Source organism: Bordetella pseudohinzii, assembly GCF_000657795.2.
GTDB classification, from domain to species: Bacteria; Pseudomonadota; Gammaproteobacteria; order Burkholderiales; family Burkholderiaceae_B; genus Bordetella; species Bordetella pseudohinzii.
Genome location: NZ_JHEP02000005.1, coordinates 148,926 through 170,894, shown reverse-complemented (window position 1 = coordinate 170,894; position 21,969 = coordinate 148,926). Strand labels below are relative to the sequence as shown.

At 68.4% G+C, this 21,969-nt stretch carries 20 protein-coding genes; 14 read left to right on the top strand and 6 right to left on the bottom strand.

The genetic code is table 11. The features are described from left to right. The first annotated feature begins 99 nt into the window (after positions 1-99). The gene (gene mutL / locus L540_RS08940) at positions 100-1,953 is read left to right on the top strand and encodes a DNA mismatch repair endonuclease MutL (protein ID WP_043215071.1); all 1,854 of its coding nucleotides are present in this window, start codon (positions 100-102) and stop codon (positions 1,951-1,953) included. Positions 1,954-1,955: 2 nt separating this feature from the next. After that, complete coding sequence (miaA, locus tag L540_RS08935) at positions 1,956-2,906, top strand: tRNA (adenosine(37)-N6)-dimethylallyltransferase MiaA (protein ID WP_043215074.1); 951 nt, start codon at positions 1,956-1,958, stop codon at positions 2,904-2,906. 52 nt (positions 2,907-2,958) lie between these two features. On the opposite strand, the gene purM is transcribed toward miaA, so the two are convergent. Further along, a complete protein-coding gene (gene purM, locus L540_RS08930) occupies positions 2,959-4,008 on the bottom strand; it encodes a phosphoribosylformylglycinamidine cyclo-ligase (RefSeq protein WP_043215076.1) in 1,050 nt (349 codons plus the stop codon). 249 nt (positions 4,009-4,257) lie between these two features. Here purM and hda point away from each other — a divergent pair, with 249 nt between their 5' ends. From hda to L540_RS08910, 4 genes are read left to right on the top strand one after another with little or no spacing between them, the layout of a single operon-like run. Continuing rightward, a complete protein-coding gene (gene hda / locus L540_RS08925; RefSeq protein ID WP_043215079.1) occupies positions 4,258-4,953 on the top strand; it encodes a DnaA regulatory inactivator Hda in 696 nt (231 codons plus the stop codon). After that, complete coding sequence (locus tag L540_RS08920; RefSeq protein WP_043215082.1) at positions 4,950-5,648, top strand: HAD family hydrolase; 699 nt, start codon at positions 4,950-4,952, stop codon at positions 5,646-5,648. The genes hda and L540_RS08920 overlap by 4 nt, the downstream gene beginning before the upstream one ends. After that, the gene (pcnB, locus tag L540_RS08915) at positions 5,648-7,000 is read left to right on the top strand and encodes a polynucleotide adenylyltransferase PcnB (RefSeq protein ID WP_043215083.1); all 1,353 of its coding nucleotides are present in this window, start codon (positions 5,648-5,650) and stop codon (positions 6,998-7,000) included. Before L540_RS08920 ends, pcnB begins: the two co-directional genes overlap by 1 nt. Further along, the gene (locus tag L540_RS08910; RefSeq protein WP_043215084.1) at positions 6,997-7,476 is read left to right on the top strand and encodes a 2-amino-4-hydroxy-6-hydroxymethyldihydropteridine diphosphokinase; all 480 of its coding nucleotides are present in this window, start codon (positions 6,997-6,999) and stop codon (positions 7,474-7,476) included. The genes pcnB and L540_RS08910 overlap by 4 nt, the downstream gene beginning before the upstream one ends. Before the next feature lie 74 nt (positions 7,477-7,550). Here L540_RS08910 and L540_RS08905 read toward each other — a convergent pair whose 3' ends face one another. The 5 genes from L540_RS08905 to L540_RS08885 all read right to left on the bottom strand — a co-directional run bounded on the left by L540_RS08905 (position 7,551) and on the right by L540_RS08885 (position 12,926). After that, positions 7,551-8,381, bottom strand: coding sequence for an HpcH/HpaI aldolase/citrate lyase family protein (locus tag L540_RS08905; protein WP_043215085.1), 831 nt, complete (start codon positions 8,379-8,381; stop codon positions 7,551-7,553). Further along, entirely contained in the window at positions 8,381-9,568 is a 1,188-nt protein-coding gene (locus L540_RS08900; protein WP_043215086.1) for a CaiB/BaiF CoA transferase family protein, read from the bottom strand. Before L540_RS08900 ends, L540_RS08905 begins: the two co-directional genes overlap by 1 nt. Continuing rightward, positions 9,565-10,395, bottom strand: coding sequence for an HTD2 family dehydratase (locus tag L540_RS08895; protein ID WP_043215088.1), 831 nt, complete (start codon positions 10,393-10,395; stop codon positions 9,565-9,567). Before L540_RS08895 ends, L540_RS08900 begins: the two co-directional genes overlap by 4 nt. A 175-nt stretch (positions 10,396-10,570) precedes the next feature. Further along, positions 10,571-12,094 (bottom strand): fumarate hydratase, encoded by a 1,524-nt coding sequence (locus L540_RS08890; RefSeq protein ID WP_043215090.1) that lies wholly within the window; start codon positions 12,092-12,094, stop codon positions 10,571-10,573. Between the two features lie 64 nt (positions 12,095-12,158). Continuing rightward, positions 12,159-12,926: a crotonase/enoyl-CoA hydratase family protein gene (locus L540_RS08885; RefSeq protein WP_043215092.1), complete on the bottom strand. Its 768-nt coding sequence runs from the start codon at positions 12,924-12,926 to the stop codon at positions 12,159-12,161. 255 nt (positions 12,927-13,181) lie between these two features. On the opposite strand from L540_RS08885, the gene glyQ reads away from it, so the two are divergent. The 8 genes from glyQ (at position 13,182) to tcuB (ending at position 21,962) form a co-directional block, all read left to right on the top strand. After that, a complete protein-coding gene (glyQ, locus tag L540_RS08880; RefSeq protein ID WP_043215095.1) occupies positions 13,182-14,093 on the top strand; it encodes a glycine--tRNA ligase subunit alpha in 912 nt (303 codons plus the stop codon). A gap of 1 nt (position 14,094) precedes the next feature. Beyond that, on the top strand, positions 14,095-16,230 hold the full coding sequence (gene glyS / locus L540_RS08875) for a glycine--tRNA ligase subunit beta (RefSeq protein WP_043215097.1): 2,136 nt from the start codon (positions 14,095-14,097) through the stop codon (positions 16,228-16,230). Continuing rightward, a complete protein-coding gene (gene gmhB / locus L540_RS08870) occupies positions 16,227-16,766 on the top strand; it encodes a D-glycero-beta-D-manno-heptose 1,7-bisphosphate 7-phosphatase (RefSeq protein ID WP_043215099.1) in 540 nt (179 codons plus the stop codon). Before glyS ends, gmhB begins: the two co-directional genes overlap by 4 nt. Positions 16,767-16,769: 3 nt before the next feature. After that, positions 16,770-17,498: a lysophospholipid acyltransferase family protein gene (locus tag L540_RS08865; protein WP_043215100.1), complete on the top strand. Its 729-nt coding sequence runs from the start codon at positions 16,770-16,772 to the stop codon at positions 17,496-17,498. Then, complete coding sequence (locus L540_RS08860; protein WP_043215102.1) at positions 17,485-18,342, top strand: M48 family metallopeptidase; 858 nt, start codon at positions 17,485-17,487, stop codon at positions 18,340-18,342. Before L540_RS08865 ends, L540_RS08860 begins: the two co-directional genes overlap by 14 nt. A 4-nt stretch (positions 18,343-18,346) precedes the next feature. Then, positions 18,347-19,273, top strand: coding sequence for a LysR family transcriptional regulator (locus L540_RS08855; protein WP_043215103.1), 927 nt, complete (start codon positions 18,347-18,349; stop codon positions 19,271-19,273). 78 nt (positions 19,274-19,351) lie between these two features. Further along, positions 19,352-20,767 (top strand): FAD-dependent tricarballylate dehydrogenase TcuA, encoded by a 1,416-nt coding sequence (gene tcuA / locus L540_RS08850; protein WP_043215599.1) that lies wholly within the window; start codon positions 19,352-19,354, stop codon positions 20,765-20,767. Continuing rightward, positions 20,754-21,962, top strand: a complete 1,209-nt coding sequence (gene tcuB / locus L540_RS08845) for a tricarballylate utilization 4Fe-4S protein TcuB (protein WP_043215105.1) — start codon at positions 20,754-20,756, stop codon at positions 21,960-21,962. The genes tcuA and tcuB overlap by 14 nt, the downstream gene beginning before the upstream one ends. Positions 21,963-21,969: the final 7 nt, after the last annotated feature.

Here is a 21,969-nt window from a genome sequence, read left to right as displayed (position 1 = left end):
GCGCGCCCCGGCCCTGCCACAAAAAAGAAGAGACACTATAGCCCAAGCCCGGCAGGGGCTAAAATCGGCGGCATACCCCTGCTTCGATCCCCGCCCGCCATGTCCGACCGCCGTTCTATCGCCCCACTGCCCGACCTGCTGATCAGCCAGATTGCGGCCGGCGAAGTGATCGAGCGCCCGGCTTCGGTGCTGAAGGAAATCCTCGAAAACGCCATCGACGCCGGCGCCCGGGCCATCGAGATCCGCCTCGAAGGCGGCGGCATACGGCGCATCGCCGTCAGCGACGACGGTTTCGGCATTCCCCTCGAAGAACTGCCCCTGGCCGTGGCGCGCCATGCGACCAGCAAGATCCGTTCGCTTTCGGAGCTGGAGTCCGTCGCCTCCATGGGTTTCCGCGGCGAGGCGCTGGCCTCCATCGCCTCGGTGGCGCGCCTGTCCATCATTTCGCGTGTCCGCCATGGCGAACACGCCTGGCAGATCGACGCCGCCAGCGGCGAGATCAGCCCCGCCTCGGGCCCGGCGGGCACCACGGTCGATGTGCGCCAGCTGTTCGACAATGTGCCGGCGCGCCGCAAGTTCCTGCGCTCGGAAGCCACCGAGTTCGGCCACTGCCTGGATGCGCTGGAGCGCATCGCCCTGGCCCATCCGCAGATCGCCTTCCGCCTCTTCCACCACGACAAGGCCCAGCGCCAATGGCTGCCGGCCGATCCGGGCCAGCGCATCCGCGATGTGCTGGGCGCGGAGTTCGCCGGTCAGGCCCTGCCGGTCGACACCCGCTATGGCGCCATCGGCCTCATGGGCATGGTGACCCGGCCGACGGCGGCGCGCGCGCGCGCCGACCGCCAATACCTCTATGTCAACGGCCGCTATGTGCGCGACCGCACGGTCAGCCATGCCCTGCGCAGCGCCTATGCCGATGTGCTGCACGGCGACCGCCAGCCGGCCTATGTGCTCTACCTGGACGTCGACCCCGCGGCCGTGGATGTCAACGTCCATCCGGCCAAGCACGAAGTGCGGTTTCGCGATAGCGGCGCCGTGCATCGCTTCGTGGCCCAGGTGGTCGGGCAGACGCTGGCGCAGACCGGCGGCGCCCAGGCGCTGGAGGCCGAGCCCGCGCCGGCGCCCGAAACCGCCGCCAGCGCCGCCGAGGCGGCCCCGGCGCGCCCCATCCCGCAGCCCAGCCCCTACACGCCCGCCTCGCGCCCGCATACCCAGGTGCCCTTCCGGCTGCAGGAGCCCGAAGGCGTGGCGGCCCGCGACTGGCAATCCCTGTACCGGCCGCTGGCCGAAACCCCGGCGGCGCCAGCCATGCTGGCCGAGCCGGCGCCGCGTCCCGCGCCGGCGGCCAGCCCGCTGCCCGAGCACGAAGAGCAGCCGCTGGGCATGGCGCTGGGCCAGTTGCATGGCGTCTACATCCTGGCCCAGAACGCCCGCGGGCTCATCCTGGTCGACATGCACGCCGCGCACGAGCGCGTCGTCTACGAGCAGCTCAAACGCGCCCTGGACAGCCGCGACCTGCCGCGCCAGGACCTCCTGGTGCCGGTGGTCTTCCATGCCCAGGAAAAAGACGTCGCCCTGGTCGAGGAGTACGCCGAACAGCTGGGCGAACTCGGCTTCGAGATGCGTCCGTCCGGGCCCAACTCCATCGCCGTGCGCAGCGTGCCCGCGCTGCTGGCGCGCGGCGACGTCGAAAGCCTGGCGCGCGCCGTGCTGCGCGATCTCGGCTCGGTGGGCGAATCCCGGCTGCTGACCGAGCAGCGCAACGAGCTGCTGTCCACCATGGCCTGCCATGGTTCGGTGCGCGCCAACCGCCGCCTCACCCTCGAAGAAATGAACGCGCTATTGCGCCAGATGGAAGCCACCGAGCGCGCCGACCAATGCAATCATGGCCGGCCCACATGGATACAGTGGTCGGTCAACGACCTGGACAAGCTGTTCCTGCGCGGCCAGTAAGCATGGAACAACCCGCCCTGATCTGCCTGGCCGGCCCGACCGCCGCCGGCAAGAGCGCCGCCACCCTGGCCCTGGCCCGGCGCTGGCCGCTGGAAATCATCAACGTCGATTCCGCGACGATTTATCGCGGCATGGACATCGGCACGGCCAAGCCGTCGCCCGCCGAACAGGCCCAGGTGCCGCAGCACCTGCTGGATATCCGCGACGCCGCCGAATCCTATTCGGCGGCCGAGTTCCGCGCCGACGCGCTGCGCCTGATCGCCGAGATCCAGGCGCGCGGCCGCACTCCCCTGCTGGCCGGCGGCACCATGCTGTACTACAAGGCCTTGCGCGAGGGGCTGGACGACCTGCCCCAGGCCGACCCCATCCTGCGGGCCGAACTCGAAGCCCGCGCCGCCGAACAGGGCTGGCCGGCCCTGCACGCCGAGCTGGCGCGGCACGATCCCGAAACGGCGGCGCGGCTCTCGCCCAATGACAGCCAGCGCATTCAGCGCGCGCTGGAAATCTGCCTGCTCTCGGGCCAGCCGATGTCGGCCCTGCTCACCGGCCAGAAACGCCGCGCCGGCACCGGCCATCGTTTCCTGACCATCAGCCTCGAGCCCACGGACCGCGCCGGGCTGCACGCGCGCATCGCCCAGCGCTTTGACGCCATGCTGCAGGCCGGACTGGTCGATGAGGTGCGCGCCCTGCATGCCCGCGGCGACCTGCACCCCGGCCTGCCTTCGGTGCGCTGCGTGGGCTATCGCCAGATCTGGGCCCATCTCGATGGCGAGATCGGGCTTGAGCAGGCGCGCGAACAAGGCATTGCCGCGACCCGCCAGCTCGCCAAACGGCAGCTCACCTGGCTACGCGCCCAGCCCGACCGCCTCATCGTCGACTGCCTGGCGCCCGATGCCGCCGCGCGCGTGCTCGACATGGCGGCGCCCTATCTGGACCAGGCCGCCGGCGCATAAGCCAAAAAAAAACCCGCCATCTCGGCGGATTGGGGCTCGCGGAAACGCGCGCTCAGACCACGAAGGTCTGGGCCATGCCGGATTCCTGGGGCACGATTTCACCGATGCGCTTGACCACTTCGCCCTGGCCGCGCAACGTGGCGGCGATGGCGTCGGCCTGATCGGCGGCGACCACCAGCACCATGCCGATGCCGCAATTGAAGACGCGGTGCATTTCCGCGTCGGCGACCGCGCCCTGCTGCTGCAGCCACTGGAACAGCTTGGGCATTTCCCAGCCATCGCGATTCAGCCGGGCCGACAGGCCTTTCTGCAGAATACGCGGCACGTTCTCGACCAGGCCGCCGCCGGTGATGTGGGCCAGGCCCTTGATGGCCGCGCCGTGCTTGGCCATGGCGGCCAGGACCTGCTTGACGTAGATGCGGGTGGGCGCCATGACGACATCGACCAGCGGCTGACCGTCGAAATCCTGCTCCGGACGCGCGCCGGCGCGTTCGAGGATCTTGCGCACCAGCGAGTAGCCGTTGGAATGCGCGCCGCTGGAAGCCAGGCCCAGCACCACGTCGCCCGGCTGGATGGACTTGCCATCGATGATGGCCGATTTTTCGACCGCACCCACGGCGAAGCCGGCGAGGTCGTACTCGCCTTCCGGGTACATGCCGGGCATTTCGGCGGTCTCGCCGCCGATCAGGGCGCAGCCGGCCAATTCGCAGCCCCGGGCGATGCCGCCCACCACGGCCGCCGCGGTATCCACCGACAGCTTGCCGCAGGCGAAATAATCGAGGAAGAACAGAGGCTCGGCGCCCTGGACCAGGATGTCGTTGACGCTCATGGCGACCAGGTCGATGCCGACCGTGTCGTGGCGGTTCCAGTCGAAGGCCAGGCGCAGCTTGGTGCCCACGCCATCGGTGCCCGAGACCAGCACGGGCTCACGGTATTTCTTGGGCACCTCGAACAGAGCGCCGAATCCGCCGATGCCCCCCAGCACGCCCGGGCGCATGGTGCGCGCGGCCAGCGGCTTGATGCGATCGACCAGCGCATCGCCGGCGTCGATATCAACCCCGGCATCGCGGTAGGTCAGGGGAGCGGTATGTTCGTTGGTCATGAGGAAAACCGTGGGAAATGTAACAATTGCGGATTCGGGGGGAACTATGCGGGATTTTAGACGAAGCGGCGGACAGACCCAATCCGGGGCCGATTCGGCGCGGATTCGCTGCTTTGCGGCACCTTTTTTCCCGATGGGCGGCCCGAGGCGGCATCCGCGCAGGACGGGAGAGGCCTTCGTGGTTTAAAGTTAAGGGTTAGCCGCGCGCGGCACCGCGCCCGGCCCCCAGCTAGTCTTACTGCAATTCCAATGAACCGCCAGCTGCTGCTCGACGTACTTCCTGCGCCAGCGCCTTCGCTGAACAACTTCATTGCCGGCCCCAACGGCGAGGCATTGGCGGCCGCTCGCGCCCTCGCCGCGGGGCGCGCCATCTACCTCTGGGGCCCGGCGGGCTGCGGACGCAGCCATCTGCTGCGCGGCCTGGCCTCGCGCGCCGGGGCGGTCTATATCGACGCGCCCAGCGGGCCGCAGATGCTGCGCCAGCTCGCCCAGGCCGATTCCACCGCGCCCATGCCGGCCATCATCGCCGTCGACGACGTGCACCTGATGGACAAGGCCAGGCAGGCGGCTCTCTTCGCCCTGTACAATCGCTGGCGCGAATCGGCGGCGACCGACCGCGCCTTCGCGCTGGCCGTGGCCGGCGACCGGGCGCCCATGTCGCTGCCCTTGCGCGAAGACCTGCGCACCCGCCTAGGCTGGGACCTGGTCTTTCGTCTCGAACCCCTTTCGGATGCCGACAAGCTGTCCGCGCTGTCGGCCCAAGCCGCCGACCGCGGCCTGCAATTGGCGCCCGAGGTCATCAACTGGATGCTGACGCACCACGAGCGCGACATCCGCAAGCTGGCGGCGCTGCTGGACGCGCTGGACCGCTATTCCCTGGCCACAGGCCGCCCCATCACCACGGCGCTTTTGCGCGCCATGCTTGCCGAATCCCAAGCCACATGAGCACCCGCCGTCTCGCCCTGTTTGACCTGGACCACACGTTGCTGCCCCTGGACAGTGATTATCAATGGGCCGATTTCCTGGCGCGCACCGGACGGGCGGGCGATCCCGACCAAGCCCGGCGCCGCAACGACGACCTGATGGAGCGCTACAACCGGGGCGAACTCACCGCCGAGCAGGCCGCCGAATTCATGCTGGGCCTGCTGGCCGCGCACAGCCCCGTCGAACTGGCGGCCTGGCACGAGGAATTCATGGCCGAGGTGATACGCCCGTCCATGCAGGCCCGCGCGCTGGACCTGGTCGCCGGGCACCTGGCCGCCGGCGACCTGTGCGCCGTGGTCACGGCCACCAACAGTTTCGTCACCGCCCCCATCGCCCGCGCCTTCGGCATCCCGCATCTGATCGCCACCGATGCCGAATACCGCAATGGCCGCTACACTGGCCGTATCGAAGGCACGCCCAGCTTCAAGGCCGGCAAGGTCCTGCGGGTCAAGCAGTGGCTGGCCGCGCAACAGCTGTCGCTGAACGACTTTCCCGAGTCTTTCTTCTACAGCGACTCCACCAACGATATTCCCTTGCTTGAAGTCGTTACCCGGCCCATCGCCACCAACCCCAGCCCCGGCCTGCGCCAGACCGCGCTGCAACGCGGCTGGCAGGTGCTGGACCTGTTCGCCTCTCTCGAAGACCACAAGTCCTGATGATCACCGACACCATACGAAAATTCGTCGGACGCCTGTTTGGGCCCGTCAACCGAGGCCCGCAACGCATCGCCAGCGACAGGCACGGCATCGACCGCCGCAATGTCTCGCGGCACGCCATCAAGGTCTGCGAAGTCCTGCGCCAGCATGGCTATGAAGCCTATATCGTGGGCGGCGCCGTGCGCGACCTGATCATGGGCCTGGAGCCCAAGGACTTCGACGTCGCCACCAACGCCACGCCCGAGCAGATCCGTCCGCTGTTCCGCCGCGCGCGCATCATCGGCCGGCGCTTCCAGCTGGTGCACGTCGTCTTCGGCCAGGAGATCATCGAGACCTCCACCTTCCGCGCGCCGGCCTCGGCCGACCAGGAAACCGACGAGCACGGGCGCATCCTGCGCGACAATGTTTTCGGCAGCCAGGAAGAAGACGCGGCGCGGCGCGACTTCACCATGAACGCGCTCTACTACGACCCGCATACCGAAGAAGTCATCGACTATCACAACGGCGTGCAGGACCTGAAAAAACGCCAGATCCGCATGATCGGCGACCCGGTCAAGCGCTACCGCGAAGACCCCGTGCGCATGCTGCGCGCCGTGCGTTTCGCCGCCAAGCTCAACGGCACGATAGATCCGGCCACGCGACAGCCCATCCGCACCATGGCCGCGCTGATCGAAAACGTGCCGGCCTCGCGCCTGTTCGACGAAATGCTCAAGCTGCTGACCTGCGGCCATGCCATGGACTGCCTGCGCCAGCTGCGCGCCGACGGCCTGCACCATGGCCTGCTGCCGCTGCTGGACGTGGTGCTGGAGCAGCCCGGCGGCGAACACTTCGTCGAGCTGGCGCTGGAGCGCACCGACGCGCGCGTGCGGGCCGGCAAGACCATCAGCCCCAGCTTCCTGTTCGCCGCCCTGCTCTGGCAGCAAGTCGAGGCGCGCTGGAAAGAACTGCGCGGCCGCGGCGAACACAATATCCCCTCGCTGGTGCAGGCCGCCGATTCGGTGCTGGACGAACAGACCGAAAAACTCGCCATCCAGCGCCGCTTCTCCTCGGACATGCGCGAAATCTGGTTCATGCAGCCGCGCTTTGAGCGCCGTGGCGGCAAGACCGCCTACCGCATGATCGAACAGCCGCGTTTCCGCGCGGCCTGCGACTTCCTGCAGCTGCGCGCCGCCGCCGGCGAATTCGACAGCGTGCTGGCCCAATGGTGGATGGACCTGGCCAACGCCGACGACGCCACGCGCGCCGAGATGATCGAAGAATCCGCGCGCCAGCCGCGCGAAGACAGCGCCGAAGAAGGCAGCCCCTCGCGCCGCCGCCGCCGTCCGCGCCGCCGCCGCAGCAACGCCGAATGAGCCAGCGCGCCTACGTCGGCCTGGGCGCCAATCTCGGAGACGGCGCCGCGACCCTGCGCGCCGTCCTGGCCGAGATCGCCGCCCTGCCCGGCGTGCGGGCCTGCCGCGCCTCGCCCTTCTATCGCTCGGCGCCAGTCCAGGCCAGTGGCCCTGATTTCATCAATGCGGTCGCCGAGCTGGACACCACGCTTGCGCCGCTCGAACTGCTCGACGCCCTGCAGGCGCTCGAGCTGCGCCATGGCCGCGAGCGTCCCTACAAAAATGCCCCGCGCACGCTGGATCTCGACCTGCTGCTCTATGACGGGCAGCGCATGGACACCCCGCGCCTGACCCTGCCCCACCCGAGGCTGCACGAACGCGCCTTCGTGCTCTATCCGCTGCGCGACCTGGCGCCTGGCCTCCAACTGCCCCAGGGCAGCTACGCCGACCTGCTGCGGGCCGCAGGCGACCAGGCGATAGAGCAAATCCGCGCCTGAGGGGGCAGACACCGAGTGGCGCGATCTTGCGTTGCGCGCCGGCTCGTCCTGGTGCCCGACACCGCCTAGATCACCTAAGCAGGAATGCTCTCCCCGGCCCTTTCCAGCAGACGGCGGGCCCGCGCGATGACCGGCGCATCGATCATCTTGCCATCCAGCTTGAAGGCGGCCAGGCCGCTATCGCGGTGGGCGCGCACGACCTGGCGGGCCCATTCGAGATCGGCCAGCGGCGGCAGGAAGGCCTCGTGCACCACTGGCACCTGGGTCGGATGGATGCAAAGCAGGCCGCCAAAGCCCATGTCGCGCGCCCGGATGGCGGCCGCGCGCAGGCCGGTCGTATCCTGGATGCCGGGAAACACCCCATACAGCGGCTGCGCCAGGCCGGCCACCCGGCCGTGCAGCAGCAGCTGCACCCGGGCGTGGTCCAGCACCAGGTCGGCGCCTTCGGTGTCGGGCGTCATGGACAGGTCCAGGGAATAATCCAGCGAGCCGAAGGCCAGGCGCTGCACGCCAGGCGTGGCGGCGATCTCTCCCAGGTTGAGCACGCCCTGCGCCGTCTCGACGATGGGGATGACCGGGATATTGGTCTGCGCCACATGGCGCACCTGGGCCATGCTCTCGGCCTTGGGCAACACGATGCCGCTGACCGTGGCGCGCCCCCGCAGGGCCTGCAAGTCGGCGTCATGCCAAGGCGTGCTGGCGTCGTTGATGCGGACCCACAGGCGCGCGTCCGGATGCGCGTCCAGGAAATCCAGCAGGGCCTGGCGGGCGCTGTCCTTGGCCAGATGCTCGACCGCGTCTTCGAGATCGACGATAACGGTGTCGGCGCCGGTGGCCAGGGCCTTGGGAATGCGGTCCGGCCGGTTGGCGGGCACGAACAGCGCGGTTCGGATGACTGAGGACATTACACAACCTCCGCGGCATGCAAGCGCGCCACATCGTCGGGCGCATATCCCAAGGATGCTAACACCGCGTCGGTGTTTTCACCCACGGCGGGCACGGCGTCCATGCGCGGGCGGAAAGCATTGTTGTGCGCCGGCGGCAGGAAGGACGGAATGCGGCCGGCCGGGCTGTCGATCTCGCGCCAGTTGTCGCGCGCCTTGAGCTGGGGGTGCTCCCAGACGCCCTTCATGTCGTTGACGCGGGCGTTGGCGATCTGGGCCGCCTCCAGGCGATCGGTGACCTCGTCGATGGTCAGCGCGGCAAAAGCCTGCACGATGAGCTGGCGCAGGCTGTCGCGATTGGCCGTGCGGCGCGAATTGCTCTCGAAACGGCTGTCGGTGGCCAGTCCGGGCTGGCACAGCACCTGGTCGCAGAACACCTTCCATTCGCGTTCGTTCTGCAGCCCCAGCATGATGGTCTTGCCGTCGCCCACCGGGAAGGGGCCGTAGGGATAGATGGTGGCGTGCGCGGCGCCCGCGCGCGGCGGCGGCGGCGCGTCCTCGAAGGCGTAGTACATGGGATAGCCCATCCACTCCACCGTGCTCTCCAGCATGGACACATCGATGCGGCTGCCCCGCCCCGTCTTGCCGCGCAGCAGCAGGGCATTGAGGATGCCGCTATAGGCATACATGCCCGCGGCGATATCCGAGATCGAACAGCCCGCCTTGACCGGATCCTCGGGCGTACCGGTGACCGACAGAAAGCCGCTTTCGCTCTGGATCAGCAGGTCATAGGCCTTTTTGTCCTGGTAGGGACCGCCCTCGCCATAACCCGAAATATCGCAGACGATCAGCCGCGGGAAACGCGCGCTCAAGGCCTCGAACGACAGGCCCAGGCGGGCCGCCGCGCCCGGGGCGAGGTTTTGCACCAGCACATCGGCCTCGGCCAGCAGGCGCTGCATGATCTCGCCCGCCTCGGGTTTCTTGAGGTCGAGCGTGAGGCTCTCCTTGGAGCGGTTGGTCCAGATGAAATGCGAGGCCTGGCCGCGCACGCGCTCGTCGTAACGGCGAGCGAAATCGCCCACGCCCGGGCGCTCGACCTTGATGACGCGCGCGCCCATATCGGCCAATTGGCGGGTGCAGAAAGGCGCGGCGATGGCGTGTTCCAGGCTGACGACGGTGATGCCGTCCAGGGGACGCGGGGCGCTCATGCTTCGAACCTCAGTTCGGCCTGATGCGCCAGCGTGCCGTCCTGCTCGGCCCACAGCCGGGCCAGGCCGGGCTCCTGGATCGCGCCCGCGACCGTGAAGGGCTTGGGACAGATCAGCGGACGCAGGCCGCGATAGGCGAAGTGCTTCAGGCGCGCCTCGGGATGGGCGCGGCAGAAGGCCGACAGCATGGACGTGGCGATCAGCGGGCCATGCACGACCAGGCCGGGATAGCCCTCGGTCTCGGTCACATAGGGGTAATCGTAGTGGATGCGATGGCCGTTGAAGGTCACGGCCGAGTAGCGGAATAGCAGCACCGGGCTGGGCTCGACGGTTTCGCGCCATTGCGCCTGGGGCGCGGCCTCGCTGCCCTCCAGCTTGGGCGGCGAGGGCTGCCGGTAGACGATGTCCTGCTCTTCGACGATGGCGGCCTGGCCTTGCTGCAGATACTCATGGCGCACGGTGACGAACAACAGGCTGCCGGTGCGGCCGGTCTTTTCCTTGATATCGGCGACGGTGGAAACACGCTCGGCCGGCACCCCCACCTTCAGCGGCTGGTGAAAGGCCACGCGCCCGCCCGCCCACATGCGGTTGCGGTCGTCGGCGGGCGGCAGGAAGCCGCCGCGCGCCGGATGACCGTCGCCGCCCAGGCCGGCCATATCGACCGTCTTGATGAAATAGGCCCATTGCCACAGGGGCGGCAAGGCTTGTCCCTCGGCCGGCGCCGCCACCCCCAGGGTGGCGGCGATGCGCGCCGCGTGCACCGGATCCAGGGTATCAGCCATCCTTTCGGTGCTGCCGACCCACCGGTCTAGGGCCTGCTCAGACATGAATTCACTCCTTTGCGTATTGTCCCCGGGAGCATGCCGGGGCCGGCGGCGGCTGTAAATTCGTTTTTGCTCAAGCCGGGGTTTGGTGGGGCTTAATGCGCACCCCGAGACCCGCCCGGAGGGGTCGGACATCCGGGCTCAAAAAAAAACCGCCCGAAGGCGGTTTGAAGCGGGATCAGGCCACGGCGACCGGGATCTTGCCGATCTTGGCCTGCCATTCCTTGGGACCGGTGGTGTGCACCGACACTCCCTGGGCGTCGACCGCGACGGTCACGGGCATGTCCTTGACGTCGAACTCGTAGATGGCTTCCATGCCGAGGTCTTCGAAGGCCAGCACGCGGGCTTCGCGGATGGCCTTGGACACCAGGTAGGCGGCGCCGCCGACGGCCATCAGGTAGGCCGATTGATGCTTCTTGATGGCGTCGATGGCGACCGGGCCACGCTCGGACTTGCCGATCATGGAGATCAGGCCAGTCTGGGCCAGCATCATTTCGGTGAACTTGTCCATGCGGGTCGCGGTGGTGGGACCGGCCGGGCCGACCACTTCGTCGCGCACCGGATCGACCGGGCCCACGTAGTAGATGACGCGGTTGGTGAAGTCCACCGGCAGCTTTTCGCCGCGCGCCAGCATATCCTGGATGCGCTTGTGCGCGGCATCGCGGCCGGTCAGCATCTTGCCCGACAGCAACAGCGTCTGGCCCGGCTTCCAGCTGGCGACTTCCTCGCGGGTCAGCGTATCCAGGTTGACCTGCTTGGACTTGTTGTAGTCCGGCGCCCAGTGCACATCGGGCCATTCGCTCAGCGACGGCGGGTCCAGGCGGGCCGGGCCGGATCCATCCAGCACGAAGTGCGCATGGCGGGTGGCCGCGCAATTGGGGATCATGGCCACGGGCTTGGAGGCGGCGTGGGTCGGGAAGGTGTTGATCTTGACGTCCAGCACGGTCGTCAGGCCGCCCAGGCCCTGCGCGCCGATGCCCAGCGCGTTGACCTTTTCATAGAGTTCGATGCGCAGCTCTTCGAGCTTGTTCTGCGGGCCGCGGGCCAGCAGTTCGTACATATCGATGTCTTCCATCAGCGACTGCTTGGCCATCAGCATGGCCTTCTCGGCCGTGCCGCCGACGCCGATGCCCAGCATGCCCGGCGGGCACCAGCCCGCCCCCATGGTGGGCACCGTCTTGAGCACCCAATCGACCAGCGAATCGCTGGGATTGAGCATGACGAATTTGGTCTTGTTCTCGGAGCCGCCGCCCTTGGAAGCCACTTGCACATCGACCGTGTTGCCGGGCACCAGGTCGACGTGCAGGATACAGGGGGTGTTGTCGCGCGTGTTCTTGCGGGCGAACAGCGGGTCGTCCAGGACCGAGGCGCGCAGCGGATTGTCCGGATTGGTATAGCCGCGGCGCACGCCCTCATCACAGAGTTCCTGCAGGCTGCGCTTGGTGTCGAAGCGCACATCCATGCCGATCTTCAGGAAGACGTTGACGATGCCGGTGTCCTGGCACAGCGGGCGCTTGCCCTCGGCGCACATGCGCGAGTTGGTCAGGATCTGGGCCATCGCATCGCGCGCGGCCGGGCTTTCCTCGCGCTCGTAGGCGCGCGCCAGGTGGCGGATGTAGTCAACGGGGTGGTAGTAGCTGATGAACTGGATCCCGTCGGCAATCGACTGGATCAGGTCTTCTTCTTTGATGGTGACGGTCATGGCATTACGGTGAGAAACAAGAGGAACATTCGGCCGGACGCGGCGCCCGGCCCTGGAAGGGATTTTATTTGCCTTGCCAGACGGGCTTGCGCTTCTCGGCAAAGGCCGTCGCGCCTTCCTTGGCGTCGGCGGAGGTGAAGATGTGGGCGATCAGCGGGCGCTGGCGATCGAACATGCCTTCCTGGTCCCAGTCCAGCGACTGCTGCACGATGCTCTTGGCGGTCTGCACGGCCAGCGGGCCGTTCTCGACGATGACGCGCGCCAGGGCCAGCGCGCCTTCCAGCGCCTGGCCGGGCTCGGCCAGCCGGTTGACCAGGCCCAGCTGATAGGCGCGCTCGGCGCCCAGCATTTCGCCGGTCAGGATGATCTCCATGGCGACGTGGTAAGGCAGGCGGCGCGGCAGGCGCAGCATGCCGCCGGAGCCGGCCACCAGCCCGCGCTTGACTTCGGGCAGGCCGAACTTGGCATTGCCGGCGGCCACGATCAGATCGCAGGCCAGGGCGAGTTCGCAGCCTCCGGCCAGGGCATAGCCCTCCACCGCGGCGATCAGCGGCTTCTTGGGCGGGCGTTCGTTCAGGCCGGCGAAGCCGCGCCCCGGGATCAGCGGACGCTGGCCGCTTTGGGCGAAGGCCTTGAGGTCCATGCCCGACGAAAACGTGCCGCCCGCGCCGGTCAGGATGCCGATGCGGATATCATCGCGCGCATCGAGCTGGTCGATCGCGGCGGCCATGGCCTGGGCTGCCTCCAGGTTGATGGCGTTCTTGGCATCGGGGCGGTTCACCGTGATGATCAGGATACCGTCGGTGACTTCCACCTTGATGAGTTCGGACATGCTGGCTCCTTCCTGTAGCCCCGGGCGCGCCGGGTTTTATATAAGACTTGGGCAAACAGCAATGATACGACCAATGCCCGGACATCGTCCCGCCCCCAGTCCACGCCACGGCCGCGACATCCGGCCCCTTTTCCGCCGTCCCCGGGGGCGCGATAAATCGGGCCGCGCCAGCGCCTGCCGCCGGGGGTGGCCGCAAGCCAGTTAAAATCTACGGTTTTCCCGCGTCAGCGCACCCGGCCCCTAGCCACGAACCCTATGCTTACCTTTCAGCAAATCATCCTCACGCTCCAGGAGTACTGGGACAAACAAGGTTGCGCCCTGCTGCAGCCCTATGACATGGAAGTCGGCGCCGGTACCTCGCACACGGCGACCTTCCTGCGCGCCATCGGGCCCGAACCCTGGCGCGCGGCCTATGTCCAGCCCTCGCGCCGCCCCAAGGACGGCCGCTACGGCGAAAACCCCAACCGCCTGCAGCACTATTACCAGTACCAGGTGGTGCTCAAGCCGGCTCCCCCGGAAATCCTCGACCTGTACATCGGTTCGCTCAAGGCCCTGGGCATCAACCCGGCCGAGCACGACATCCGTTTCGTCGAAGACGACTGGGAAAACCCCACGCTGGGCGCCTGGGGCCTGGGCTGGGAGGTCTGGCTCAACGGCATGGAAGTGACGCAGTTCACGTATTTCCAGCAGGTCGGCGGGCTGGACTGCACGCCCACCACCGGCGAGATCACCTATGGCCTGGAACGCCTGGCCATGTATCTGCAAGGCGTCGAAAGCGTGTACGACCTGGTCTGGACCGAAGGCGCCAATGGCCGCCGCGTGCTCTACCGCGATGTCTTCCACCAGAACGAAGTCGAGCAGTCCACCTACAACTTCGAGCACTCCTCGGCCGAGATGCTGTTCTCGCACTTCAATGACTATGAAGCCGAGGCCAAGCGCCTGATGGACGTGCCGCTGGCCCTGCCGGCCTATGAGGCCGCCCTGAAGGCCGCGCACACCTTCAATATGCTGGACGCGCGCGGCGCCATCAGCGTGACCGAGCGCGCCGCCTATATCGGCCGCATCCGCAACCTGTCGCGCGCCGTCGCGCAGGCCTATTACGACTCCCGTGAACGACTGGGCTTTCCCATGCTGGGCGGCAGCGCCCCCGCCGGGGAGGCCGCCTGACATGACCACCACTATCCGCCCCCTGCTGGTTGAACTGCTGACCGAGGAACTGCCCCCCAAGGCCCTGAACCGCCTGGGACAGTCCTTCGCCGAAGGCGTGCGCGCCACGCTGGACCGCCTGGGCCTGCTGGCCCAGGGCTGCCAGGCCACCGCCTACGCCACGCCGCGCCGCCTGGCCGTGCACCTGTCCGCCGTGCTGGCCCAGGCCCCCGACCAGGCCTACGCCGAAAAACTCATGCCCGCCAAGATCGGCCTGACCGAAGACGGCAAGGCCACGCCCGCGCTCATCAAGAAGCTGGCCGCCAAGGGCCTGGAGCATCTCGATCCGGCCAGCCTGGAACGCGAGTCCGATGGCAAGCAGGAATACCTGGTGGCCCGCGGCACGGCGCCCGGCGCCCAGCTGGCCGCCGGCCTGCAAGAAGGCCTGGACAACGCCATCGACGGCCTGCCCATCCCCAAGGTCATGCGCTATCAATTGGCCGATGGCGTCAGCACTGTAAAGTTCGTCCGCCCCGCCCATCGCCTGGTGGCGCTGTTCGGCGCCGACATCGTGCCCATCTCGGCCCTGGGCCTGCAGGCCGGCCGCAATACGCTGGGCCACCGCTTCATGAGCGAGGGCGATGTGGTCATCGCCCAGGCCGACGCCTACGAGCCCACCCTGGCGCAGGCGCGCGTCGTGGCTTCCTTCGAGAAGCGGCGCGCCGATATCGAAAAACAGCTGCAGGCCGAGGCCGGCAAGCTGTCGGCCACCCTGGGCGATGACCCGGAAGTCGCCGCGCTGCTGGACGAGGTCACGGCCCTGGTCGAGCATCCCACCGTCTACGTGGGCCAGTTCGAGGAGCAGTTCCTGCAAGTGCCGCAGGAATGCCTGATCCTCACCATGCGCCTGAACCAGAAGTATTTCCCGCTGTTCGACCCGGCCACCGGCAAGCTCACGCATCGCTTCCTGATCGTCAGCAATATGCAGGTCGCCAATCCGGTGAACATCGTCGAAGGCAACCAGCGGGTCGTGCGCCCGCGCCTGGCCGACGCGCAGTTCTTCTTCGAGACCGACCGCAAGGTGCCGCTGGCCGCCCGCGTCGAGCAGCTGGGCAGCATCGTGTACCACAACAAGCTGGGCACCCAGCTCGAGCGCGTGGACCGCGTGCGCGCCATCGCGCGCGGCGTGGCCGAGGCGCTGGGCGCCGATGTGTCGGCCGGCGACCGCGCGGCCCTGCTGGCCAAGGCCGACCTGGGCTCGAACATGGTGGGCGAATTCCCCGAGCTGCAAGGCATCATGGGCGCCTATTACGCGGCCGGCGACGGCGAACCGGCCGATGTGGTCGAGGCGCTGCGCACCCAGTACCGCAACCGCTGCGACAGCCCGGTCAGCGCCGAGACGCTGACCGCCGCCGTGCTGTTCCTGGCCGAGCGCGCCGAGACCCTGGTCGGCATCTGGGCCATCGGCCTGGCGCCCACCGGCGAACGCGATCCCTTCGGCCTGCGCCGCGCCGCCCTGGGCCTGATCAGCGCCTTCGAGCAGCTGGCCGCCGGCGGCTGGCTCAAGATCAGCGAGGACGGCCCGCTGTCCCTGACCGGCCTGCTGGGCCTGGCCGAGGCCAGCTTCCCGGCCGGCAAGGTGCCCGCCAGCACGCTGCCCGAGGTGCAGGCCTTCATCTATGAACGCTACCGCAACCAGCTGATCACCGAGCACGACCGCAATGCCGTCGAGGCCGTGATCGCCCTGACGCCGCCCCTGCACCAGGTGGCCGAGCGCGTGCGCGCCGTGACCGCCTTCGGCCAGATGCCCGAGGCCGCCAGCCTCGCGGCGGCCAACAAGCGCATCGGCAATCTGCTCAAAAAGGCCGAAGGCGACATCGGCGAGGTCGATGCCGCGCGCCTGGCCGATCCGGCCGAAAAAGCCCTGGCCGAAACCATCGCCCGGCTCGGGCCGCAAGCCGGCGCGCAGCTGGCCGCCGGCGACTTCGCGGCCAACCTGCGCACCCTGGCCCAGGCCCGCGAACCGGTCGATGCCTTCTTTGCGGACGTCATGGTGATGGCCGAGGACGCGGCGCTGCGCGCCAACCGCCTCGCCCTGCTCAAGCAATTGCACGGCCTGATGAACCAGGTCGCGGACATCTCCAGGCTGGCGCAGTGAAACTCATCATCCTGGATCGCGACGGGGTCATCAACCGCGACAGCGACGCCTTCGTCAAGACCCCTGACGAATGGATCCCGCTGCCAGGCAGCCTGGAGGCCATCGCGCGCCTGACGCAATCCGGCTGGACGGTGGTCGTGGCCACCAACCAGTCGGGGCTGGCGCGCGGCCTGTTCGACATGGATACGCTCAACGCCATCCATATCAAGATGCGCCGCGAGCTGGCCGCCCTGGGCGGCAGCATCGAAGCCATTTTCCTGTGCCCCCATGGGCCGGACGATGGCTGCGGCTGCCGCAAGCCCCTGCCGGGCATGATGCACGACATCGCCTTGCGCCTGGACGCCGACCTGGCCGGCGTGCCGGCCGTGGGCGATTCGCTGCGCGACCTGCAGGCCGCCGCGGCGGCCGGCTGCGCGCCCTGGCTGGTGCTCACGGGCAACGGCGAAAAGACCCGCGCCAAGGGCAATCTGCCCCCCGGCACGCGCGTCTGCGCCAACCTGGCCGAAGTGGCCGATATCCTTCTTCAGGACGAATAAGGCATGGCCTGGCTGCGCTCCTTTCTCTACATGGTCTTCCTGTCCATCACGGTCATCCCCTACGCCTTTGCCTGCATCCTGTGGGCGCCGCTGCCCCTGCGCCTGCGCTACAAGCTCACCGTGGGCTGGCCGCGCCTGGCCATCTGGGGCGCCAAGGTGTTCTGCGGCATCCGCTGGCAGGTCAAGGGCTGGGAAAACCTGCCCGACAAACCCGTGGTGCTGCTGTCCAAGCACCAATCGGCCTGGGAGACCCTGTTCTTTCCGGCGCACATGCCGCGCCCGGTCTGCTTCGTCTACAAAAAGTCGTTGCACTGGGTGCCTTTCTTCGGCTGGGGCCTGGCCCTGCTGCGCATGATCCCCATCGACCGCGCCAAGGGCCGCGACGCCTTCGAGCAAGTGGTGCGGGAAGGCGGCAAATGCCTGGACGACGGCCGCTGGCCCCTGCTGTTTCCGGAAGGCACGCGGGTGGCGCCGGGCCAGATGGGCCGCTTCAAGATGGGCGGCGCGCTGCTGGCCTCGCGCACCGGCGCGCCCGTGGTGCCCGTGGCCCTGAACGCCGGCGAATGCTGGCGCCGCAATGCCTTCGTCAAGCAGCCCGGCCTGGTGACCGTGTCCATCGGGCCCGCGATAGAATCGCAAGGACTCACCCCCGACGAACTCAACGCCAAGGTCCACGCATGGATCGACGCGGAAATGCGGACGCTCAATCCCGAAAGGTATGGCCAGCGCTGATCAGCTCGAATTCCTCTTCGATGCCAGCCCCTCCCAGGAGGCGCCGACCCGCGCGCCCCTGGCCACCATCCCCACGCCCTGCCCCGACCCGCTGCCAGCGGGCGGGCGCTGGCGCGAAGTGCAGACCGAGCAGCAGCGCATAGGCTTCGTGCTGCTGCGCTCGCGGCGCCGCAGCATAGGTTTTGTCGTGGCCGACGACGGGCTGCGGGTGACCGCGCCCAACTGGGTCACGCTGGGCCAGATCGACGAGGCCGTGCGCGAAAAAGCCCGCTGGATCCTCTCCAAGCTGCGCGACTGGCATTCCCGCCGCGAACAATTGGCGCTGACGCAGACACGCTGGCAGGCCGGCGGCGAGCTGCCCTATCTGGGGCGGCGCATCATCATCGGCCTGGCCGCCGACCGGCGCCAGGCCCATTTCGAGGGCGATATCGCCGCGCCGGCCGAGGGCGCCACGCTCTGGCTGCCCCTGCCCGCCGACGCGGAGGCCGGACGCATCCGCGACGCCGCCCAGGCCTGGCTGCAGCAGCGCGCCGGCGCGCTCTTCGGCGAGCGCCTGGCGCACTTCCTCGAACGCACGGGCCTGAAAATCCGGCGCTGGCGCCTGTCCTCGGCGGCCACGCGCTGGGGCTCCTGCACCAGCGACGGCAACATCATGCTGAACTGGCGCCTGATCCATTTCAGCCCCGACATCATCGATTACGTCATCGCCCATGAGCTCGCGCATCTGCGCGAGATGAACCACAGCCAGGATTTCTGGGCCGAGGTCGGCCACATCCTGCCCGGTTTCGAGGCCGCCAAGAAAGTCCTGCGGCGCCACGATCCGGCCATGCTGCCCAGGTTCTGACGCCATGGAACTGCGCCAACTGCGCTACTTCGTCAAGGTGGCCGAATGCGGCAGCCTGGGGCGCGCGGCGACCGAACTGGGCGTGGTCACATCGGCCCTGAGCCAGCAGATCAGCCGCCTGGAAAGCGAACTGAGCACGCGCCTGCTGACCCGGACCTCCACCGGCGTGGTGCCGACCGACGCCGGCCTGGCCTTCCTGCGCCAGGCGCAACTGTCCCTGCGGCACGCCGACGACGCCATGAAGGCCGCGCGTGAATCGCGCCTGAGCGGCCATGTCAGCATCGGGCTGGCGCAGACCACGGCCTCGGTGCTGGCCCTGCCTTTCATGCGCGCCATGCGCGAACGTTATCCGGACGTGCGCCTGCGGCTGGTCGAAAGCCTGTCGGGCCATCTGTCCACCATGCTCAATGCCCGCCAGCTGGACCTGGCCATCGTGTTCCACACCGAAACGGCGCGGCGCTGGAGCGTCATGCCGCTGCTCGATGAACGCCTGTTCCTGATCGCGCGCGAGGACATGCCCGGGCTGCCCCCGCCCGGCCCCGTGCGCCTGCGCGACCTGTCCGGCCTGCCGCTGCTGCTGCCCAGCGACAGCCACGGCCTGCGCGCCCTGGTCAACAATGGTTTCGCGCGCTTGAATGCCCGTCCCAACCTGGCCGCCGAGATCGACGGCCTGGACGTGCTGATGGAATTGGTCGAGGCGGGGCTGGGCGCCACCATCCAGCCCGGCGCGGCCACCGTGCGCCTGCGCGGCGCCGCCCTGGCCACGCGCCAGATCCGCGACCGCCAGCTGGCGCGCAGCAATCTGCTGGTCAGCCTGTCCGACGACGAACTGTCCCCGGCCGCCCTGGCGGTCAGGGTGCTGCTGGCCCAGACCGCCTCGGAGCTGGTCCGTGCCGGGGCCTGGCCGGGCGCGACCCTTCACAAATCGTGAAGAGGCATTGCCAGGGGCCTTCTGGCGGACGCTTGCGGAGATCCCTATAGTCGGCGCCATCGAATGATGGACGACGACATGATAGACGTACTCGTGATCGGCGGCGGCAACGCCGCCCTGTGCGCGGCCCTGATGGCCCGGGAGGCCGGCGCCAGCGTGCTGCTGCTGGAAGCCGCGCCGCGCGAATGGCGCGGCGGCAATTCCCAGCACACCCGCAACCTGCGCTGCATGCACGACGCCCCCCAGGACGTGCTGGTCGACGCCTACCCCGAAGAAGAATATTGGCAAGACCTGCTCAAGGTCACCGGCGGCATCACCGACGAGAAGCTGGCCCGCCTGGTCATCCGCGCCTCGTCCTCCTGTCGGGACTGGATGCGCGGCCACGGCGTGAACTTCCAGCCGCCGCTGTCCGGCGCGCTGCACGTGGCGCGCACCAATGCCTTCTTCATGGGCGGCGGCAAGGCCCTGGTCAACGCCTACTACCGCAGCGCCGAAGCCCTGGGCGTGCAGATCCGCTACAACGCGCCGGTCGACTCGCTGGAGCTGGCCGATGGCCATTTCGTCGCCGCGCGCATCGGCCAGGAGCGCATCGAGGCCCGCAGCTGCGTGCTGGCCGCCGGCGGCTTCGAGTCCAATCTCGAATGGATGCGCGAAGCCTGGGGCCAGAACGAACGCGGCGAATGGCCGGCCGACAACTTCCTGATCCGCGGCACGCGCTTTAACCAGGGCGTGCTGCTGAAGTTCATGATGCAAGCCGGCGCCGACATCATCGGCGACCCCTCGCAGTCCCATTGCGTGGCCATCGACGCGCGCGCCCCGCTCTACGACGGCGGGATCTGCACCCGTATCGATTGCGTGTCGCTGGGCGTGGTGGTCAACCGCGACGCCGAGCGCTTCTACGACGAGGGCGAAGACTTCTGGCCCAAGCGCTACGCCATCTGGGGCCGCCTGGTCGCCATGCAGCCCGGGCAGATCGCCTACTCCATCATCGACGCCAAGGCGGTGGGCCGCTTCATGCCGCCGGTCTTCCCGGGCGTGCGCGCCGACTCGCTGGCCGAGCTGGCCGCCAAGCTGGAGCTGGATCCGGCCCGTTTCGTGCAGACCATCGAAGACTACAACCGCGCCTGCCGCGTGGGCAGCTTCGACCACACCCAGCTGGATGATTGCCATACCGAAGGCCTGACGCCCGCCAAGACCCACTGGGCGCGTCCCATCGACACGGGGCCCTTCTATGGCTATGCGCTGCGTCCCGGCATCACTTTCACCTACCTGGGCCTGAAGGTCGACGAGACCGCCGCCGTGCGCTTTGGCGGCAAGCCCAGCGACAACCTTTTCGTGGCCGGCGAAATGATGGCCGGCAATGTGCTGGGCAAGGGCTATACGGCCGGCGTCGGCATGTCCATCGGCACGGCCTTCGGCCGCATCGCCGGCACCCGCGCGGCCGAAGCCGCGCGCGCCCAAGTCAAGAACGGAGCCCGACGTGAAGCAGCTTGAACAACTGGCCCGCCAGGCCGAACTGGCCGGCGCCGCCCCGTCGCGGGGCCAGCCCATGACATTCGTCGCCAATGCCAGCACGGCCGGCGCGCGGATGAGCGAAGACGAAAACGAAGTCGCGCGCATCATGCAGATCTGCAATGCCTGCCGCTATTGCGAAGGCTTCTGCGCGGTCTTCCCCGCCATGACCCGCCGCCTGGAGTTCGGCAAGGGCGACGTCAACTACCTGGCCAATCTTTGCCACAACTGCGGCGCCTGCCTGCACGCCTGCCAATACGCGCCGCCGCACGAATTCGGCGTCAACGTGCCGCAGGCCATGGCCCGGGTGCGCCTGCAGACCTATACCGACTATGCCTGGCCCCAGGCGCTGGGCAAACTCTACCAGCGCAACGGGCTGACCCTGTCGCTGGCCGTGGCCGCCACGCTGGCGCTGTTCCTGGCGCTGGTGGTCGGCATCAATGGCGGCTGGCTGCACACGCCCCTGGCCGGCAACTTCTACGCCATCTTTCCGCATAACACCCTGGCGCTGATGTTCGGCGCCGTGTTCGGCTTCGCCGTGCTCGCCCTGGCCCTGGGCGTGGCCCGCTTCTGGCGCGATGTCAGCCCCGGCGCGGCCAGCGGCCCGGCCGTGGCCGAGGCGGCGCACAATGCGCTGCGCCTCAAATACCTCGACGGCGGCCATGGCAAGGGCTGCAACGAAGCCGACGACGCCTTCACCCTGGCCCGCCGCCGCTTCCATCACTTCACCTTCTACGGCTTCATGCTGTGCTTCGCGGCCACCTCGGTGGCCACCCTCTATCACTATCTGCTGGACTGGCACGCCCCCTACCCCTTCTTCAGCTTGCCCGTGCTCCTGGGCACGGCGGGCGGCATCGGCCTGCTGATCGGCCCGGCCGGCCTGCTCTGGCTCAACCTCAAGCGCGATCCGCGCCAGGGCGACACCCGGCAACGGCCGATGGACCGCGGCTTCATCGCCCTGCTGTTCTTCACCAGCCTGACCGGCCTGCTGCTGCTCGCCCTGCGCGACACGGCCTGGATGGGCCTGCTGCTGGCCGTGCATCTGGGCGTGGTGATGGCGCTGTTCCTGACCCTGCCCTATGGCAAGTTCGCCCACGGCATCTTCCGCAGCGCCGCCCTGCTCAAGTCCGCCATAGAAAAACGCCAGCCCAACACCCTGGGACTGGGTTCGGACTGATCTTGGG